The sequence below is a fragment of the Verrucomicrobium spinosum DSM 4136 = JCM 18804 genome (assembly GCF_000172155.1).
GTDB lineage: Bacteria > Verrucomicrobiota > Verrucomicrobiia > Verrucomicrobiales > Verrucomicrobiaceae > Verrucomicrobium > Verrucomicrobium spinosum.
On the sequence record NZ_ABIZ01000001.1, the window covers coordinates 3831965 to 3850769 of the forward strand.

Below are 18805 nucleotides of genomic sequence, written 5' to 3' on the forward strand. Positions count from 1 at the left end.
ACCACCAGCTCCCCGGGCACGTTTACCCTCGATAGCCAAAAAACCGCCGACTGGTGATGACGTCCGCGACTGCCTGCGGCACCATCTGCCGCCAGGACTCATCGCCCGCCGCGATCTTGGCCAGGGCATCTCGGGAAAAGAAGCGGAGGTAGTCGGGGTTGTAGTTGTCCAGTTCCACGAAGCTGCCGCGGTCTGCCAGATAGCCGTAGAGCTTCTTCAACTCGGGTGCAACCTCCAGTGTTTGCACCGTTGTCAATCCAGATGAGGACGCCCCTTGCAACGGATAGACATAGAGCTTGAGATCGTTTTTGAAGAGACGACCGAAGGACTCCAGAATGCCACCTGGAAGCTGGGTGTAGTAGCGCTCGTCGAACAGCTCCACCAGACTCGGGACGCCCATGACGATGCCGATGCGCTCTTTGGTGCGCCAGGAGAGGTAGGCGGCGAGGCGGTAGTACTCAAAGTAGTCCGAGATGAGCACCGTGACTCCGCAAGCCGCGAGGACATCCGCCCGCGCCAGAAAGTCGCGTCGATCCAGCTCGTTGCCGCCTGCCATGAGGTTTCGCATGGTGAGCTCGAAGATGGGAAGCACCTCCTTGCCCTGAACGGCGGGGTCTTGGCGAAACTTGTCCAGAGCGCACTCCAGCATGTTCAAGTTAACATGTGTAGGAGGGCGGAAGCTGCCGCGCTCGACCATGACGGCCTTCTTGTAGAGCACGTCGGAAGGTTGCAGGATCTCTCCAGTGGCACCAAACATGGCGGCGCCGCTAAGGCCCAGTTGGACCAGTTTGAGGCTGATCAAACGGTTGTCCACCGAGCGGAACTCAATGCCCTTGAACTCGATCGCATCGATCTCAATCCGGCCTGTGGTTAGCTTGTCCAGCAAGCTCTCCACAAGCTTGTCAGGATCGTGATGCAGGAAAAAGGCTCCGTAGAGCAGGTTTACGCCCACCACCCCCAATGCCTCCTGCTGGAGAGCGGCCTCAGAGTCTAGCATGCGGACATGCAGCAGGATCTGGCTGGGCTCATCGCGGGGGCGGGACTGGAACTTCACGCCCATCCAGCCGTGACACTCATTCCCACCTTTGAAACTACGGGCCACGACGGTGTCGGCAAAGGCGAAGAATGCGGTGCTGTCCCCGCGTTTTTCGCTGAGGCGGTCCACGTTCAGCTGAAATTCATAGTCAAGCATCGACTGGAGCCGGGAGCGGGAGACATACCGTTCCGTGCCGCCGTAGATGGCATCGCTCACCACCATGTCGTACGCGGAGATGCTCTTCGCCACCGTGCCTGCGGCTCCGCCGACACGAAAAAACCATCGTACCACTTCCTGCCCGGCTCCAATCTCTGCCATCGTTCCGTACCAGCGGCGGTCCAGGTTGATCTTCAGCGCCTTCTGATGGGTATCCAGTTCCTCGTCCTTCATAGATTCATGCACAGCCGTCCCACAGCGAAACAAAAAGGTGACTGGCGGCCTACCCCACACAGGGTAGGCCTGAGATGAAATTCAAACCAGCCAAAGTCATTGGAAGCGTTCTGGGGCAGCTTTGCAAGCTCATTCCCGGGCACTTGGTCGCGAACCTCTGCGCTCAACACCACCACGGCAGCCAGCCGCGCACCTTCAGTTCCTGGAGTCACGTGGTCAGCCTGCTCTACGCGCAACTGACACACTCCATCAGTCTCAACGATGTGTGCGACAGCTTGAGGCATCATGCCGGGGCCCTCGCTGCCATCCGCGGAGCGACACCGCCAGCCCGCAACACCCTGTCCCATGCCAATAAGAATCGGGACAGCGACCTGATGGAGACCCTCTTTTGGAAGATGTTGGATCATCTCCAGCATCGGCACCCCGGGTTTGGCCTGCGCTATGAAGGACTGCCCCGGCGGTTTAGACGGGCCATCTACGCCATCGACTCCAGCACCATCGCCCTGGTGGCCAACTGTATGAGTTGGGCCAAGCACCGGCAGCGCAAGGCGGCGGCCAAGCTCCATTTGCGTCTCAACCTGCAAACCTTCCTGCCAGCCTTTGCCATCATCGAAGAAGCCTCTCATCATGATGACTCGCGCTCCCGCGCGCTTTGTGCCAGCCTCAAAGACGGGGAAATTGCCTTGTTTGACAAGGCTTACATCAACTTTGCCCACCTCTGGGAGTTGACCGGGCGGGGCATCTTCTGGGTCACCCGTGCCAAGGACAACATGAGCTACCGGGTGACGCGCAAGCTCCAGGCACGGCCGCAAGGCAAGGTGCTGCGCGATGACCTCATTGTGCTCAAAGGAGCCAGGAGCCTTTCGCAACATCCCGGCCCGCTGCGCCGGGTGGAGATGCTCGTGGAGCTTGACGGCAAGGAAGTGCGCATGGCCTTTATCACCAACCAGACAGAATGGGCCGCCAGCACGGTAGGAGAACTCTACCAGAGCCGCTGGGGCATTGAAGTGTTCTTCAAGCAGATCAAGCAAACGCTCTGCATCTGTGATTTTTTGGGACATAGCAAAAACGCGATCCGCTGGCAGCTCTGGGCGGCCCTGTTGCTCTATGTGCTGCTGCGGTTCCTGGCACAAGTATCGGGCTGGCCGCACAGCTTCACCCGCCTCTTCACGATGATCCGAGGGGTGACTTGGAGCCGGGTGGATCTGCTCAGATTGCTGGCGTTCTATGGGACAGCAGGCGGTCCATGGAAGATGCGAGCCAGCCCGCAAAGCGTGTATCTGCCTGGGCTGGAGCCCCCCGTCTATGGGACAGCAGGCGTCGCATAACGGAGCAGGACCGCCCCGTTTGAGAAATCACTTTCGCAAAAGGCACTTCAAAACATCACCAACTCAAGCCTCTGGCGCTGCTTTTGCAGGGCTATGGGATGACTGTGAGATTCATGATGTGAGCACAACCGCCGGGGGTACAGTTAAAGGGAACGCCTGTGCGGGCTGTGGTCGATCAAATTCTGTGGGATCAACGCTGAATTCACACAAGGGGGCGAGGGCTGAGCATCGTTTAGTGAGCGCTTGGGGCGTTTGTGCTTGTCCCTGGTGGCCTTTTCCGGGACGATCTCGACATCCCTTATGAAGCCCAAGTCGAAGAGCGCTGACACATCTGAATGGGAGACATGGCTGGCGGCGCATCAGGCAGACGCGGGTGAAGTGTGGCTGTTGATTGCCAAAAAGAGCTATCGCGGACCGGGGCTCTCCATCAGTGATGCGCTGGACGTGGCGCTCTGCTTCGGCTGGATCGAAAGCCATCGCAAGGGGTATGATGAAACCCATTTGAAGTCTTGACCGATGCGGGACGGATGCAGGAGGCAGGGTTTAAGGAAATCGAGCTGGCGAAATCCGATGGCCGCGGGGCGGAGGCGTACGAGTCGCAGAGCGAGGCCGCGATCCCGGCCGACATGGCTCCCGCCCTGGCTGCCAGTCGGTCAGCGGCAAAGGCCGTTGAGGCGCTCTCCAAAAGCGCCCGCTACGGCCTCATCCTGCCCGTGCTGAAGGCAACCACGTCCCAGGTCCGCTCCCGTTGGCGGGGCAGAAAATGGGGCCAGCCCGGCAGGGTGAGGCTGGTGTTCTGTTGGGGAATGGCACGTACAGCCAAATTATGGTTGCAGTTTTGCTCGAGTTTCTATCACAATAGTGGCATGAATCTCCTCCAAAAAAGGGCTCTCATCTTCTGCGCCATCGTGCCCTGCATCTCCCAGGCCTGCCTTTGGGACAGCGATACACTGGCCACGGAAAGTGCACGTTTTCCCAATGTGGCAGGGATTATGAGCGGGGTTTTTCCGAGGCACTCGAAGGAGTATCACACCTGGCGGATCCAGCAGAAACAGCCTCTGGTGGAGTCAGGAAAAGCGGGCGCGGCTGACTATGACGATTTGGCGGTTTCGCAGCACAAGCTCGGTGACCACAAAGCCGCCATCGCCACCATGTTGGCCAAGGAGCAGAGGGTGTCAGGGTTGTACGAGACCTATTCGAACCTGGGCACTTTTTACATCTACGCAGGCGAGCTGAACGTTGCTCAGAAATGGATCGAGAAAGCGCTGGCCATCAATCCGAATGCGCACTTTGGTCGCGAGAAGTACCAGCGTTGGCTGGTGATGTGGCTGCGGGAGAGGCGCAGTAAAGTCTTGACCGAGGATGAGCAGAAGATGGCCTCGCGCGACTACCGAGGGGAGGTTCCCAGTGGGTTCGCCGCGTTTGTTGCGCGCCAGCAAATGGGAACGGTCACCGGGGACCCTGAATTTATCAAATTCACGGAAGTGCAGCAGGATGCAGCCATAGGCGGCGTGATTGGGATGATGTACTTTGCTGAATTTGACAATCCGATCCTTCAGGAGGCCCTCGGCGATCTGCTCTCGTACGGCAAGATGGATGGAAATGCCTCCCAGCTCGCAGGGTTGTGCTATCTTCACGCTTCAGAGAAGGTGACCGATCCCGAGGACAAGGCCAAGTTGAAAGCCCTCATGCACAAGGCGGTCAGTGCATCCCACTTGCGCGAGGAGAAGGAACTGAAAAAGGCACTGGATAGTGCTCTGCTGAAAGGTGAGAACCTCAACAAAACTGTGAGGGCCGACGAAGTCGCCTGGATCGCTGCTGGCAAAGATGCTGCAGCGGAATTTCAGGCGAAGTACCTGCAAGCGCGCAAGTGACTGGCGGGTGTTTCTGCCTTGTGATATGCAAAAAGCTGGGGGGCGTCACCAGGTCGCCCGGTGTCTGGCAGGGGCGGTGAGTCCTTCGCCCAACACTTCCGTGCGGGTGGACCAGATGGGGGCCTGCATGCTTTGTTTCAGTCCATGCTGACCTGCCTGGTGAGGGTCGAGAAGCCCCCTTGAGACGGCACCTGCTGGAGCAGTCCCGGGCTCCGGCTGCTGCCCCAAGATTGGACATCGACTTTCAGGAGCAAGACGCCGAGAGTCGATTGGCGATGATTTGGGTTGCGAGGTCTGTTGAACTAGGCCTCACGCCTGGTCGTTTGTGCGCCCGTCCAGGCAAGTTTGAGTCGCACAATCCGGTTGTTTTTTGTGCCAGCCTACTGTAGCAGGGCGTTCTGCCCAGCCTAGGGAGCTGGGCTGGACGGTAGGGCCACCATCCATTTAGATGCGCATACCGGCGAGCGGTGGGTCGTTTTGGACCGGCCGGTCAAGGGACGGTTCTGTGCCAGGAACTTTCTCACTGAACCGCGAATGCCACTTGATGGCGAGTTCAAGGAATGTGCCAAGGCTGTCTTCGAAACTGAGCGCGTCCAGCGAGGTCAGCGGCTGGCCGAAATTCAACCATACGGTCTCGTCGACTGGGTCGATGGCGAAGCTGGCTCCGCCTGTGTGCTGCAAGGCTAGATTGTGGGAGAGCAATGCGGCATAGAAGGCCTCCCGGGCATTGTCTGGTATGGGGCAAATCTCCGCTGTGAAGAAGAGGTTCGGGGAGTCGGCGGGCAAGTGCACCGCGCAACGATGATCTTGTTCTAAGACAAGCTGCCATTGACCAAATTCGTCGAGCTTGCCAGCTCCAAGAGCATGGTTTTCACAGAGCCTGGTGATCCAGGTGTTTACGAGGTCTGTCATGATATGGCGATGGGTGTTGGTGAGGTGAATCCTCAGTTGAGCTCGGCTCTAATTTCCCCAGAAAAGAAGTCGGCCCCTGGTGTGGTGCGGCAGAGTGCCGCGAAACCTGAACCCAGTGCAAGAAGGTACTCACGATACCCATCATCGTCGGTGTGGAGGCGGGTGAAGACGCTTTGAATGGTCGCCAGACCGTTGTCGACGAAGAAGTCCTGATTGCCCTCTTCAATGTTCACAAGAATGGCGTTCACTTCATCGACGCTGTGATGGTGCAGCAACTCGCGGTGGTCGCCTCCCAATACTCTGGTGAAGTAGGCTACGTCTCCAACACAGATGTCGGACACCATCGCATCGCGGATACGTGTAGCCACCAGTTGGTCAGAGTGGGGAATGCCATTGAGACGGGCTGCCCTGGTTTGCCCCCCAGCGGCCATCTGGTTAAGGCTGGCGTCCAATCGTCCCTCCAGAAATTGATCTCGAGCCTGAGCATCGTCCCTGAGGTGGTCGGCGATGAAATCCTGTCGTGTGGTAAGCTGTAGGGGCGTCGAGAGGGGATGGTAGCGCAGGTGAATCCCGGCCAGATCGTCGATGTAAGCAGTGATGAGGTGCTGGATGTCGTCCTGAGCCAGCGCGTTGATGACTTCGTGGAAACCTTGTTCGAACGCGTTGGCACCAAATTGCTGGGCGGAGCCCAATCCATCATCCGAGGGGGGCATCGCGTTGTCGATGTCCAGGTGCTGCTGCTGGTGCATTCCCTGAATCCAGACAAAGCTCTCCCATGCAATTTCAGATCGGGTGCCTGCGGTTTCGTGCAGTCGGTCCGTGGTGCCGTTCACGGTGAACTTGGTTGTCCTGACGGTTTCCCCTCGATTGAGAAGGCCGCCCTGTAGTTGCATCGCTTGGGCAAGGGCTCTGGACTGCTGTCTGGCTTGATTGATGTCGCACTGACCGCCTTCCAAGGGAGGGTGCGTGATGAAGTCCAGGCATTGAGGATCAACGGTCAGTTCCAGGTCGGTGAAAAAGGGCCTGCGATTGCTGACATAGATGTTTGTCTGGTGCAGATCGCGCGCGCCCATGAGCATGAACATGGCAGCCTGACGGCCATACTCCCTGTAGAAGGTCTCAGCTTCAGGGGGCGTCATCTGGAAGTGCTCGATACCTGCATGAGGCAGATACTCAACGTAGCCGTACTCATCTGGACCTTCGGGACCCTCAAGAAAATTGTAGGTGGGTATCGCATCGTTCCCCAGTTGGGCGTTGACGATCTCGGCGAGGCTGGTGCTTTCTCCATGGAACGCTCTGCTGCCCACCAGCAGGGCATCGATACGCACATCCCTGGGTTTATAGACAAGCAGTCGATCATCTCCTTCCTGGTCGGTTGGACCGAAGTTGAGTATCAACACACGCTCTCCTCCCTTGTGTGGATCACTGCCGGTGATGGTGAGGCCGGTGAGGCCGGGAGTAAGATCATCACCCCCAAAGAAGCGGGTTCCAACTGGGTTGCCCTGACGACGAAGATCCTGATGGAGATGATTGAATGTTCTGTTCAGGAAAGCCATGCCATTGTCCGCTGCTCTTTGCAGCAAATGTCCCAAGATGGGGTAAGTGACTGTTTTGATCTGTTCAAGAGTCCCACCTCCAGAATCTACTATGTTGCTAACGGTCTCCCCATAGGAAAACCTGCCTCTTCCGGTGATGCGCCAGTCTGTTCCGAGCATCTCCAAGATCTTGTCATCAAATTCCTTTGATGCCATTTGTCCGGCCACACTGGTTAGCAGGCTGTTGTCCTCAGTCCCATCTACCGTGTAGGTGGCCAGAGCGATCTCTTGGAGCATATGAAGCATCTCCTCCCGATACAATTCAGCTCGCTCAGCATCTGGGAAGCTGCCAGACTGAGCTGCAAGATTGTAGGCTTTGAGCGCGGCCTGAACTCTTGCGTAGGCGGCAATATTTTCATTGGGATCCTCCATGTGATGGAGTGTTGCCGCGGCATGTTGAAGCTCCCGTGCCGCGGCTATCGTTGCCTGCATCAATTGATAGGTGAGGGGGAGGACGTTGTCCTCTTGAGGAATTTGGAGATGGGCAGCTAAGACATTCTCGGCAATCTCCTCGCCAAACTCCCGTGCCAGCAGATTGCGGTAGGAGTTGGTTAGTTCACGATTGTTCTGGTTGTCATCGGGGAGTCCCAGGTTCCCGGTAATGATGCCAGCTTGCTCGATATCCTGGCGCACCTGTCTGGCAAAGCGAGATGCCAGGCCTGGATCGGCTCCAGGATTCTGTTGCTCGATCTCGACCAGCGCGAGCAGGCATTGACCCATGCCAACGTTGTGGGAGCCTATCACGGCGAGACGGTTGATTACGGCGGTGGATGCTTCGTGGTGCCTCAGTTCGTCCAGGGAATGGATGAAGTTTTGGGCAAGCAGAGGCTCTTCTTGATGGTCGAGAAGGTGGATGAGCCTGCATGCAGCAGTTGGTAGATTGACTGCAAGTTCGAAAATCAGGTCGGCGGACTCCTGTTGAGGGTGTTGGCCCAAAGCGATCCGGGTTGAAAAGTCGGCGAGCTGAAGGAGTTCATCCACGTACCCCGGATAAGCTTCCATCAGAGGGGGCACAGCTAGCGGATAGTGGTCGAAGATTCTGGCAAGTCCTTCAGCCACTTGGATCCCTTGCGCTTGATCGGCACCCTCGCGGGCAGCTTTGTCCGCGAGGGAGACTGCGGCTGGCAGATCCTTTACGGCAAGACGGGCGATGGCCTCAGATACCCCTGCAGAGAGGTTAGGATGGTCCAGCAGATCCATCAGGACCCGTGTGCGAGTTGGATTCTGAAGGGCAACCATCAGCAGCTGACTGGTGATCTTTGGGGCGTCCTGGATCTCTTCATTTTCAGCTTGGGCATAGATCCGCTCTGCGAGGTCATAGTTTTCGGAAGCCATCAACCTTGCCAGGTGAACCTGATCCCGGTCGGTCATCAAGTGGACGTCCGCCATGTCGGCCGATGCGAGAATAGCCCGCGCAGTGTGCATCACTTGAGGAAGGATATAGCCGCCGTTGTCATCTGCTTCCCGGAGATTGCGAAGGCGTTTCTTGGAAACTCCGGTCGCGATGAAGTCTCTTGCGTCCAGATTTTCGTTGCCTCTCCTGTGCACTGCAAGCTGCTTGTCTTCGGTGGTTGCGATGCGGACCTTGTTCCAGACGCCCGTCGCTCCCTCAGCGTGCCTTTCTTGCCGAATGGTCGCACCTTGATCAACCGAGTTAGCGACGAATACTGCTCCAAAGCGGTCGATTTTCATGTATTGGCTTTTGTGTGCGAGGTTGGGCGGTGGATTCTGGTCGAATCCGGTGACGGGATGCATGTGCTCGCAGGTACATCAGCCTTTCTCCGTGGAGTTGTTACACCACGAAGTGAAGTTTTGGTGTAGGGTGACTGGATGCAACCACAGCTTCTCCATAGGGAGGTCAGAATGGACTCACATTCAGGCTCGTAGTGCCGAAGTCGGTTGACCAGCCAGAAGTGATTGCCCGCTCTGGAGATGCGAATGCGAGCGTGCTCCTTATCCCTCTTCCCTTAAACCTTATCCCTTTCCCGTCCCTCTCTCTTCCTCAACTGCCCGCATGCGGCATCGATGTCCGGTCCGCGAGCCCTACGCAAATGAGCCACGGCTCCGCATTCCCGCAGGGTAGCCAGGAAAGACTCCGTTTGCTCCATACTGCTGGGGGCATAGGTCCGGCCTTTGAGACTTAGTCCTGTGGGATTGTAGCGCAGCAGATTGATGTGCATGCGCCGGTCCTTCATCAGGTTTGCCAGATCCCGGGCTTGATTCAGGGAATCATTTACGCCTTCCAGCAGACAGTACTGGATGGTGGTGATACGTCCGCTTTTCTCCTGGTAGCGGTCAGCGGCCTCCAGGATGTCCTGCACGGGGAACCGTCGCCCCATGGGGAGAATGGCGGTACGGGTTTCGTCATCCGGAGCATGCAAAGACACGGCCAGATGCACCCCCAGATTGGCCTCGGTGAGTTCCTCGATCCCGGGGACAATCCCCACCGTGGAGATCGTGACCTGCCGCCAGCCCAGTGCACCCAGCCGGGGATCGGCCATCCTTTCCACGGCGGGCAGGACATGTCGCAGGTTCAGCATCGGCTCGCCCATGCCCATGAAGACGACGGTCCGCAGTGCGCGCCCTGCCCCCCGGGCCTCCCGTCGCAGATGAATGAACTGCTCCACAATCTCTCCTGAAGTGAGGTTCCTTTCGAACCCCGTCTGCGTGGTCGCACAGAAGTCGCACCCCATGGCGCAGCCCACCTGGCTGGAGATGCAGCCTGCCGCCCGCTCGGGGTGGTAGTCTGGCATGAGGACGGACTCTACGGTGCGGCCGTCTGGCAGCCGCAGGAGCAGCTTGCAGGTGCCGTCTTCTGACACCTGCCGCTGTGCCAGTGTGGCCACGGTAGCGGGGAAGGTGGAGTGTATGTGTTGAACCAGATTGGCCGGCAGCCGGTCCTTCGGCTGGAGCGCTGCGCCCCTGGTGCCATACACGTCCCGGAGCACGGGCAGGGTGTGGGCGGGCTTGTACCCGTGCTCCACCATCCAGGCCGACAGCTCCTCTGTGGAGAGGTCGAGGAGCGGGCGCGGAGCAGGGGAGAGAGGGGGCATGGCGAGCCAGTAGGTTAGCATCTCCCAGGCAGGTTCCAACCCGGGAAAACCTCCGATCGAGGATCTGGGAGAAGTTGAAAGGCTGCACCAGACGGTTTGCCGTTTGGATTTAGTGCAGCTTCGTTCGTGAGAACGCGCAGGGTCACAGAGCCGGGCATGACCCGTTTACCCGTCGCATTCTCCGGCTGCTCGTGCTTCCGGATCCGCCTTCCCATCTAGGTGGATAGGCGCCACGAAAGTCCGTCGTTGCTCTCCCGGGTGCCTCCACGCTACCATCCGCCAACTGGTCAAAGGCCGCTTGCTCCGGCTTGCTGCCATAGTGTCCTCCTATGAGTGGCATAGGGACAATCAATAGGACTTTCAGTTTCAACTTCTTAACTTGGGGTGCGGTTCTTGGTGGTGTATTGCCGGAATGGCAATTGCAAGCCAGGAACCTTGTCTGAGATTGCGCTGCGGCGCGTATATCTTGACTCACGACATCGCCATCTTTTCAACGCCGTCGTATTCCCACTCCTCACGAAATCAATTCCATGAGTACCGAAGCCAAATGCCCTGTTCTCCACGCCACCTCGGGTGGCGGCACGACCAACCGCGACTGGTGGCCCAATCAGTTGCGCGTGGATCTTCTCAGTCAGCACTCTTCCAAGTCCAACCCCATGGACAAGGACTTCAATTACGCTGAGGAATTCAAGAGCCTTGACCTCGCCGCAGTGAAGGCGGATCTCGCGGCACTCATGACGGATTCACAGGACTGGTGGCCAGCCGACTTCGGCCACTATGGCCCCCTCTTTATCCGCATGGCCTGGCACAGCGCCGGCACCTATCGCACAGGCGACGGGCGTGGGGGTGGTGGTCGTGGGCAGCAGCGCTTTGCGCCGCTCAACAGCTGGCCGGATAACGTCAGCCTCGACAAGGCCCGCCGGCTTCTCTGGCCCATCAAGCAGAAATACGGACGCAAGATCTCCTGGGCGGATCTTATGATCCTCACCGGCAACGTGGCGCTGGAGACCATGGGCTTCAAGACCTTCGGCTTTGCCGGTGGACGTGAAGACACCTGGGAGCCCGACAACGATGTGTACTGGGGCCGTGAGACCACCTGGCTGGGCGGCGATGTGCGCTACAAGCATGGCTCTCCCGGCGTGGTGGAAGACCATGGCGTGCTGGTTTCTGATGACACGGCGGATGGCAAGATTCACAGCCGGAACCTTGAGAATCCCCTCGCCGCCGTGCAGATGGGCCTTATTTACGTGAACCCGGAGGGTCCCGATGGTAATCCTGACCCTGTGCTGGCTGCCAAGGATATCCGCGACACCTTTGGCCGCATGGCCATGAACGACGAGGAAACCGTCGCGCTCATCGCGGGTGGCCACACCTTTGGCAAGACGCACGGTGCCGGCCCGGCGGACAACGTGGGTGCCGATGTGGAAGCAGCTCCTCTGGAGCAGCAGGGGCTGGGCTGGAGCAACAGCTTCGGGTCCGGCAAGGGCGGCGACACCATCACCAGCGGTCTGGAAGTCACCTGGACCAGCACGCCCACCAAGTGGAGCAACAACTTCTTCTGGAACCTCTTCAGCTTCGAGTGGGAACTGACGAAGAGCCCAGCCGGGGCTCACCAGTGGCGTCCCAAGAATGGGGCTGGCGAAGGCACCGTGCCGCATGCGCATGACAAGACCAAGCGCATTGCTCCCTCCATGCTCACGACCGACCTCGCCCTTCGATTCGACCCTGAGTATGAGAAGATCTCCCGTCGTTTCCTGGAGAACCCCGACCAGTTCGCTGATGCCTTTGCCCGTGCCTGGTTCAAGCTGACCCACCGCGACATGGGGCCGCGGGCCCGTTACCTTGGGCCGGAAGTGCCCGCTGAGGAGCTCATCTGGCAGGATCCGATTCCCGCGGTGGACCACGCCTTGGTGGATGATGCCGATGTCGGCGCTCTGAAGGCCAAGGTGCTCGCCTCCGGCCTTACCGTGTCCGAGCTCGTCGGTACCGCCTGGGCCTCCGCCTCCACGTTCCGTGGCTCCGACAAGCGCGGTGGTGCCAACGGTGCCCGCATCCGCTTCGCCCCGCAGAAGGACTGGGAGGTGAACAATCCCGCCCAGCTCGCCAAGGTGCTGGAGAAGCTGGAAGGCATCCAGAACGAGTTCAACAGCGCCCAGACGGGTGGCAAGAAGATCTCCCTGGCGGACCTCATCGTCCTCGCTGGTTCTGCCGGTGTGGAGCAGGCAGCGAGAAACGCTGGCAAGGACGTCACCGTGCCCTTCACCCCGGGCCGCGCGGATGCCTCCATCGAGCAGACCGATGTGGAGTCCTTCGCTGCGCTCGAACCCATCGCCGATGGTTTCCGCAACTATCTCAAGGGTCGCTATACGGTCCCTGCGGAAGCCCTTCTCATCGACAAGGCGCAACTGCTCACCCTCACCGCTCCCGAGCTGACGGTGCTGCTCGGCGGTCTGCGAGTCTTGAACATCAACACCGGTGGTGCCCAGCATGGCGTCCTCACCGAGCGCCCTGAGGCTCTGACCAACGACTTCTTTGTGAACCTGCTCAGCATGGAGACCGAGTGGAAGCAGGTCTCGCCCTGTGGCAACGCCTTCGCCGCGATTGATCGCAAGACCAGTCAACCCAAGTGGAGCGGCACTCGCAACGACCTCGTCTTCGGCTCCAACTCCATCCTCCGTGCCTTGGCGGAAGTCTATGCGACGGCTGACTCCGAAGAGAAGTTCCTGAGCGACTTCGTCTCTGCCTGGACCAAGGTCATGAACCTTGACCGGTTCGACTTGGCGTGAGCCTGAAAAAATTGCGTCCGCTTTAATGCGGATGTTGTGAGAAAGCACCCCGGGTCTCCATGAGGTCCGGGGTGTTTTTTGGTGTTTGTTGCCAGGCAGCTCGTGGCTGCACTTGTGAAAGTGCGGAAAGGTGGCGCGGCCGTGCGGGGACAAGAGCAGCAGATGGGCCGCAAGTGGCCTGACCAGGTTCTCACGAACCCAGCCACGACTGAAGGCGGGCTGCCGGGCAGCTTGTGGCTGCACTTGTGAAAGTGCGGAAAGGTGGCGCGGCCGTGCGGGGACAAGAGCAGCCGATGGGCAAGCAAGTGGCCTGACCAGGTTCTCACGAACCCAGCCACGACTGAAGGCGGGCTGTAGGGCAGTTTGTAGCTGCACTTGTGAAAGTGCGGAAAGGTGGCGCGGCCGTGCGGGGACAAGAGCAGCCGATGGGCAAGCAAGTGGCCTGACCAGGTTCTCACGAACCCAGCCACGACTGAAGGGGGGCTGCCGGGCAGCTTGTGGCTGCACTTGTGAAAGTGCGGAAAGGTGGCGCGACCGTGTGGGGGCAAGAGCAGCCGGTGGGGAGTAGCGGCCTGACCAGGTTCTCACGAACCCAGCCACGACTGAAGGCGGGCTGTAGGGCAGTTTGTAGCTGCACTTGTGAAAGTGCGGAAAGGTGGCGCGGCTGTGAGGGGGTGAGAGCAGCCGATGGGCCGCGAGTGGCCTGACCAGGTTCTCACGAACCCAGCCACGACTGAAGGGGGGCTGCCGGGCAGCTTGTGGCTGCACTTGTGAAAGTGCGGAAAGGTGGCGCGGCCGTGCGGGGACAAGAGCAGCCGATGGGCAAGCAAGTGGCCTGACCAGGTTCTCACGAACCCAGCCACGACTGAAGGCGGGCTGTAGGGCAGTTTGTAGCTGCACTTGTGAAAGTGCGGAAAGGTGGCGCGGCCGTGTGGGGGCAAGAGCAGCCGGTGGGGAGTAGCGGCCTGACCAGGTTCTTACGAACCCAGCCACGACTGAAGGCGGGCTGCAGGGCAGCTCGTGGCTGCACTTGTGAAAGTGCGGAAAGGTGGGGCTGTGCGGGGGTGAGAGAAGCCGATGGGCCGCAAGTGGCCTGACCAGGTTCTCATGAACCCAGCCACGACTGAGGGGGGGCTACAGGGCGACCGGTGTGACAATACGGGAGCTGGCCTACTTGCTGAAGACCACATGCATCGCTGACTCGCTGTTCACATGCTCGCTGCACTTGTAGCCGAGTTGCCGGAGATCAATACCCGCCAGCAAGCTCTCCCCATGGCCCAGAGCAACGGGAGCGATGGCGAGATGCATCTCATCCACCAGACCTGCCTCCAGATACTGGCGGATCGTGGCCGCCCCACCTCCTATGCGTACGTCCTTGTCACCTGCCGCCGCTTTCGCACGCGCCAGCGCAGCGTGGATGCCATCGGTCACGAAGTGGAAGGTGGTCCCTCCTTCCATCTCGATGGAGGGGCGGGCGTGGTGGGTGAGGATGAAGACGGGCACGTGATACGGCGGGTTCTCGCCCCACCAGCCTTTCCAACCATCATCCACCCAGGGTCCTCGGGAATGGGCGAACATGTTGCGTCCTAGAATCCACGCGCCGATGTTCGTCATGCCCCGTTGGGCAAAGTCGTTGTCGATTCCGGTGGTGCCGTCACCGTCCCCATGCATCTGCTGAAAGGTGCGGGTAGGGAAGAACCACTGGTGGAGATCAAAGCCACCGACTCCCAGGGGATTCTCGAAGCTCTGATCGGGGCCGGCTCCAAAACCGTCGAGGGACATTCCAAAACTGTGTACACGAAGCTTGGACATATGGGTGTCGTGGGTGTGTGATGGGAGTTCGTTGCAGAGTAGTGCGGGCCTCAGGCATCGGCGCGGCGTTCTTCACTCTGCTGCACCATGCCGCTGAGATCTGCGGCGGGGCGGATCTCGAACGGGCCCGCCTTCACACCGGGGTGTTTGGACATGAGCTGGATGGCATGATTCAGGTCTCGCGCCTCCAGGATGAGGATGCCGCCGATTTGCTCCTTCGTTTCGGCATAGGGCCCATCGGTCACAGCCACCTTGCCGTTCTCCCAGCGCAGGGTGGCAGCGGACTGCGGACCCTGGAGGGCCTCGCCACCGGCGAAGTGGCCGTTGCGGCGCAGCTCATCGTCGTAAGAGAAGCACTCGTCCATCATGGCGTTGCGCTCACTTTCCGTCATGGATTCAAGCTTGTTGGGTTCGATGTATCCGAGGCAGATGTATTTCATTAGGGATAAGGGATAAGGGGCGAGGTGTGAGCATTCGCGGCGCGTTGATCGGCCGTTTCAAGAGCCAGTCGATTGGCGGTTCGGGAATTCGACAGCGGGTTCAACTTTTATCTGAAACGCTGCACAAGGGTTGGATGAACGCCTTTTCAGAATTGGCGCGGTGGGGCGAGGTGAGGCGGGAGAGTTCGGGTGGAAATCGCTGAATACTTCGCGGTGGATGGCGCGTTGATCCCTCCACAACTCTTCCTCCCATGGTATCCCTTCGTCAGATCGTCTGTACCGGCCTGGTGGCCGTCTCCCTTCCGGCTGTCAGCCAGCAGCCCCAGTCCCCACCTCAAACTCCGCCTCCAGCCCCGGCCAAGAAGCCCGAACGTCCCCAACCGCCGACCCGGCCGTTCGATGCGCCCAGCGCGCCCAAGTTCACCCGGCTGGATGGCAAGCCGGGGGTGAATCCGCCAGTGGATGTGAATGGAGATTTCGTCATTGGTCCAGATTACACGCCAGCCCCGGAGTCCAAGGCGGTGGAAGGGGTTCCTCAGGGGAAGGTTCAGCAATTCCAGATGGATTCCCGGGAGTGCAAACTTTTCAATCCCGGTATCGCCCGCGATGAGTTTGGCACGGTGGATCCGAACAATCCCAAGACTCTGATCGTCAAGACTCGCCCCATTGACTACAAGCGGACCATCACCGTGTACGTCCCGGCCCAATACAAGGCTGGCACCGCAGCGCCGTTCATCGTCACGCACGATGGACCCGGCATGGGCAAGCCGGACATGAACCTGGTCCGCACGCTGGACAACCTCATCGCCCAGAAGCGGGTGCCTGCCATGATCGCCATCATGATCTCCAGCGGCGGGGGCGATGCCCAAGGCCACGAGCGGGGCAGGGAATATGACACCATGTCCAGGCTCTATGCTGAGTTCATCGAGACTGAGGTGCTGCCTCTGGTGGAAAAGAACTACGGCGTGAAACTGACCAAAGACCCCGAAGGCCGCGCCACCATGGGCAACAGTTCCGGCGGCTCCGCCGCCCTCGCTATGGCCTGGTACCGGACCGACCTTTACCATCGAGTCATCACCACCTCGGGCACCTTTGTGAACCAGCAGTGGCCCTTCAATCCCGAGACTCCCGGTGGTGCCTGGGATTTTCATGACAAACTCATTCCCGCGAGCCCCGTCAAGCCGCTCCGCATCTGGATGGCTGTGGGGGATCGTGATCTCTTGAACCCCAACGTCATGCGCGACAACATGCACGACTGGGTGGAGGCCAATCACCGCATGGCCAAGGTGCTCAAGGCCAAAGGGTACCCGTATCAATATGTCTATTGCCTAAACACCGGCCACAGCGTCGGACCAGCCAAAGCGCAGTTTTTACCTCAGGCGCTGGAGTGGTTGTGGCAGGGGTATCCGGTGGAGAAGTAGAGGGGTGGGGTATGGGCAGGCTGGCAAGAGCGCCGAATGGGAGCAATCCTATTCGGAAGCTCTTTGGTCACAACTTTGGTTGCGATAGACAAACATTTCTTGAAGATTGCCTTTAAGCCAATGAAACTCCGTCCCACATCCCTGTCACCTGTCTCCACTCTTTTGCTCGGTGCCATCATGGCGCTAAGCAGTGTCACCCCTGGCCACGCCCAAGCCCCTGCCGACAAACCCACCGTCAGCGGCACCTTCTTGGGCGATGGCAAGGACGGGAAGATCCAGTACCTCGTGGTCCAGACCCGCGAGCCGTTCAGCGACAAGCCCGCGATCCGGTTGGTGTTCACGGAGAAGAACCCCTCCGCCTCCAAGAAACCGGACTTCGACGCCGGCTTCAAAAAACTGGGCAGCGCCCTGGTGATCAGCGTGTTCAAGGACGGAGGCATCTTCGGGTGCGAGGTCGCCCACAGCTCACATTCCAAGTCGCCCTTCTCCTCCGTCGGCGCCATCAAGATGGAAGGTTTCACCGTCACGGACACGCAGGTCTCCGGTCGCTTGACCACTGGCAAGGAACTGGAGTTTTTCGGCCAGACGTGGAACGTCGATCTCAACTTCTCCGCTCCGCTGCCCAAGGGAGCCTTCGCCGCCGAGTCCCCATCCACAGCCAAGAAGATGGAGAAGGAGAAAGAAAAAGAGGTATCCGAACCGGTCGCCACTGGCCCGAAACTTCCGATCGCTGACCTCCCGCTGCCCGCGGGCGCTCGTGACATCGAGTACAAGTCCGTCGTCGGTCACATCCTCTTCAAGGCTGATGGCTCCGTGAGCACGGTGGCCAACGACTTCTCCAAGAAGCTCAAGGCCCAGGGCTGGCAGGACGGGGCAGGGAGCTTGATCGGCAAGAACAACGCCATCCTCAAGCGCAAGCTCAACGGTGCAGATCTCACCATCATGATCCAGCCCGAAGGCACCGGCAGCAACGTCAAGGTCTTCACCCAAGGCCTCGACTGGTCCAAGACTCCCGCTTCCTCAGTGGGAGCTGGCTCCGCTCCTGGCACCAAGCCCGCGACGCCCACAAGTGCTGAAGACATCGAAAAAGCAGCCAACAAGGCCCTGCAAGATGCACTGAAGGGGATTCCGGGGATTAAGTTGTGAGGTGGGGGAGGAGTTGGTTAGGAGTTAAGAGTTAAGAGTTAGAGGTTTTGGGTGTTCAGGCTCTTGACCTCCAACGTCTAACTCCTAACATCCAATTTCCGCAGGCTGAAGCCTGTACTCCGTACAGTTTCAAGCCCAACACCTTGGTCACTGACGCACCGACGTACTGACGCACCGGCCTCCTTCCGGAGGGACGCCGGAAAGGGGGGCGCTTGGTTGAACGTTATCAATGATCCACTGGCCCAGGTCCCTGACATCCGCAGGCTGAAATGTGTGCTCCTACAATTTCACCTCCAACACCTTGACCACTGCCAACTGCCAACTGCCAACTGACTCATGCGCTTCCTCCTCACCCTCCTCGCCGCCGCCTCCTTCGCACTCCCAACGCACGCCGATGACGCCCTGAAAAAGGTGGCCGCGGAACTCGACGGCTACCGCTTTGAATTCCCGTGCCAGGACCCGATGCCGGAAAATCCCAAAGCCGGGGCGGATGGCATTTCCGCCCGTAAAACGGATGACCCGGCGACGAATGACAAGTTCACCGACACCAAGAAGTTCGGGGGTGAGCCGGGCAAACGCTACAAGGTCACCCTGCGGGTGCGTGGCGTGGTCGAGCCTATGATGTACAAGGACGGTCAGCAGGTGGGCGAGCGTTTCTACATCGGTGGCAGCCCGAACAACGCCACTTACAACATCTACCAGCTCACCGTTTCCTCGCCCGCCTCACACTTCTTCTTCAACCGCGATGACAAGGTCGGCCACCGCATCTTCACCATCGACTACACGGCCACGATCGAGATCGAAGGCGGCGCGACGCTGACCCTTCATGGCAACGGCCAGAACGGCCGCATGATCACCAACTTCTCCAAACTGGTCGTCCCCGACATCGCCCCGGCTCCGCAGCCCTACAACGGCCAGTTCATCCAGCTCAATGTAGTGGATGTCGTGGAGGTGAAGTAAGCAAGTCCTCCTTGAGTGCGATGGGGCGCGGGTCGCATCGCACAGCAGTTAG

General features: G+C 59.4%; 13 protein-coding genes. 7 read left to right on the top strand and 6 right to left on the bottom strand.

Annotation, left to right across the window (positions count from 1 at the left end; translation table 11 throughout):
- Window positions 1–22: 22 nt before the first annotated feature.
- Window positions 23–1426, bottom strand: coding sequence for a hypothetical protein (locus VSP_RS15450; protein WP_009961767.1), 1404 nt, complete (start codon window positions 1424–1426; stop codon window positions 23–25).
- Between the two features lie 74 nt (window positions 1427–1500).
- On the opposite strand from VSP_RS15450, the gene VSP_RS15455 reads away from it, so the two are divergent.
- The 3 genes from VSP_RS15455 to VSP_RS43070 all read left to right on the top strand — a co-directional run bounded on the left by VSP_RS15455 (window position 1501) and on the right by VSP_RS43070 (window position 4628).
- On the top strand, window positions 1501–2754 hold the full coding sequence (locus VSP_RS15455) for an IS4-like element ISVsp5 family transposase (protein ID WP_009960198.1): 1254 nt from the start codon (window positions 1501–1503) through the stop codon (window positions 2752–2754).
- A gap of 300 nt (window positions 2755–3054) precedes the next feature.
- Window positions 3055–3267, top strand: coding sequence for a YdeI/OmpD-associated family protein (locus VSP_RS43065; RefSeq protein ID WP_009961768.1), 213 nt, complete (start codon window positions 3055–3057; stop codon window positions 3265–3267).
- Window positions 3264–4628: a hypothetical protein gene (locus tag VSP_RS43070; RefSeq protein ID WP_198141399.1), complete on the top strand. Its 1365-nt coding sequence runs from the start codon at window positions 3264–3266 to the stop codon at window positions 4626–4628. Before VSP_RS43065 ends, VSP_RS43070 begins: the two co-directional genes overlap by 4 nt.
- Window positions 4629–5072: 444 nt before the next feature.
- Here VSP_RS43070 and VSP_RS15470 read toward each other — a convergent pair whose 3' ends face one another.
- The 3 genes from VSP_RS15470 to rlmN all read right to left on the bottom strand — a co-directional run bounded on the left by VSP_RS15470 (window position 5073) and on the right by rlmN (window position 10188).
- Window positions 5073–5540, bottom strand: a complete 468-nt coding sequence (locus tag VSP_RS15470; RefSeq protein WP_009961770.1) for a type III secretion system chaperone — start codon at window positions 5538–5540, stop codon at window positions 5073–5075.
- A gap of 32 nt (window positions 5541–5572) precedes the next feature.
- Window positions 5573–8890, bottom strand: a complete 3318-nt coding sequence (locus tag VSP_RS15475; RefSeq protein WP_009961771.1) for a DUF4135 domain-containing protein — start codon at window positions 8888–8890, stop codon at window positions 5573–5575.
- Window positions 8891–9102: 212 nt separating this feature from the next.
- Entirely contained in the window at window positions 9103–10188 is a 1086-nt protein-coding gene (rlmN, locus tag VSP_RS15480; protein ID WP_029190481.1) for a dual-specificity RNA methyltransferase RlmN, read from the bottom strand.
- A gap of 530 nt (window positions 10189–10718) precedes the next feature.
- Here rlmN and katG point away from each other — a divergent pair.
- Complete coding sequence (gene katG / locus VSP_RS15485) at window positions 10719–12974, top strand: catalase/peroxidase HPI (RefSeq protein WP_009961773.1); 2256 nt, start codon at window positions 10719–10721, stop codon at window positions 12972–12974.
- 1170 nt (window positions 12975–14144) lie between these two features.
- On the opposite strand, the gene VSP_RS15495 is transcribed toward katG, so the two are convergent.
- Window positions 14145–14786 (bottom strand): dihydrofolate reductase family protein, encoded by a 642-nt coding sequence (locus VSP_RS15495; protein ID WP_029190482.1) that lies wholly within the window; start codon window positions 14784–14786, stop codon window positions 14145–14147.
- A 50-nt stretch (window positions 14787–14836) separates the two neighbouring features.
- Window positions 14837–15226 carry a YciI family protein gene (locus VSP_RS15500; RefSeq protein ID WP_009961777.1) on the bottom strand — a complete coding sequence of 130 codons (390 nt, stop codon included), beginning with the start codon at window positions 15224–15226 and terminating at the stop codon, window positions 14837–14839.
- Window positions 15227–15477: 251 nt separating this feature from the next.
- Between VSP_RS15500 and VSP_RS15505 the strand changes: the two genes are divergently transcribed.
- The 3 genes from VSP_RS15505 (at window position 15478) to VSP_RS15515 (ending at window position 18753) form a co-directional block, all read left to right on the top strand.
- Window positions 15478–16647, top strand: a complete 1170-nt coding sequence (locus tag VSP_RS15505; protein WP_009961778.1) for an alpha/beta hydrolase — start codon at window positions 15478–15480, stop codon at window positions 16645–16647.
- Window positions 16648–16767: 120 nt separating this feature from the next.
- On the top strand, window positions 16768–17793 hold the full coding sequence (locus VSP_RS15510; RefSeq protein WP_009961780.1) for a hypothetical protein: 1026 nt from the start codon (window positions 16768–16770) through the stop codon (window positions 17791–17793).
- Window positions 17794–18129: 336 nt separating this feature from the next.
- The gene (locus tag VSP_RS15515) at window positions 18130–18753 is read left to right on the top strand and encodes a hypothetical protein (protein WP_009961782.1); all 624 of its coding nucleotides are present in this window, start codon (window positions 18130–18132) and stop codon (window positions 18751–18753) included.
- Window positions 18754–18805 lie beyond the last annotated feature (52 nt).

What these genes read in the sequence shown, in the direction of transcription:
- VSP_RS15450 (WP_009961767.1), bottom strand. Translation starts at nt 1,426, where the DNA reads ATGAAGGACGAGGAACTGGATACCCATCAGAAGGCGCTGAAGATCAAC.
- VSP_RS15455 (WP_009960198.1), top strand. Translation starts at nt 1,501, where the DNA reads ATGAAATTCAAACCAGCCAAAGTCATTGGAAGCGTTCTGGGGCAGCTT.
- VSP_RS43065 (WP_009961768.1), top strand. Translation starts at nt 3,055, where the DNA reads ATGAAGCCCAAGTCGAAGAGCGCTGACACATCTGAATGGGAGACATGG.
- VSP_RS15470 (WP_009961770.1), bottom strand. Translation starts at nt 5,540, where the DNA reads ATGACAGACCTCGTAAACACCTGGATCACCAGGCTCTGTGAAAACCAT.
- VSP_RS15475 (WP_009961771.1), bottom strand. Translation starts at nt 8,890, where the DNA reads ATGCATCCCGTCACCGGATTCGACCAGAATCCACCGCCCAACCTCGCA.
- rlmN (WP_029190481.1), bottom strand. Translation starts at nt 10,188, where the DNA reads ATGCCCCCTCTCTCCCCTGCTCCGCGCCCGCTCCTCGACCTCTCCACA.
- katG (WP_009961773.1), top strand. Translation starts at nt 10,719, where the DNA reads ATGAGTACCGAAGCCAAATGCCCTGTTCTCCACGCCACCTCGGGTGGC.
- VSP_RS15495 (WP_029190482.1), bottom strand. Translation starts at nt 14,786, where the DNA reads ATGTCCAAGCTTCGTGTACACAGTTTTGGAATGTCCCTCGACGGTTTT.
- VSP_RS15500 (WP_009961777.1), bottom strand. Translation starts at nt 15,226, where the DNA reads ATGAAATACATCTGCCTCGGATACATCGAACCCAACAAGCTTGAATCC.
- VSP_RS15505 (WP_009961778.1), top strand. Translation starts at nt 15,478, where the DNA reads ATGGTATCCCTTCGTCAGATCGTCTGTACCGGCCTGGTGGCCGTCTCC.
- VSP_RS15510 (WP_009961780.1), top strand. Translation starts at nt 16,768, where the DNA reads ATGAAACTCCGTCCCACATCCCTGTCACCTGTCTCCACTCTTTTGCTC.
- VSP_RS15515 (WP_009961782.1), top strand. Translation starts at nt 18,130, where the DNA reads ATGCGCTTCCTCCTCACCCTCCTCGCCGCCGCCTCCTTCGCACTCCCA.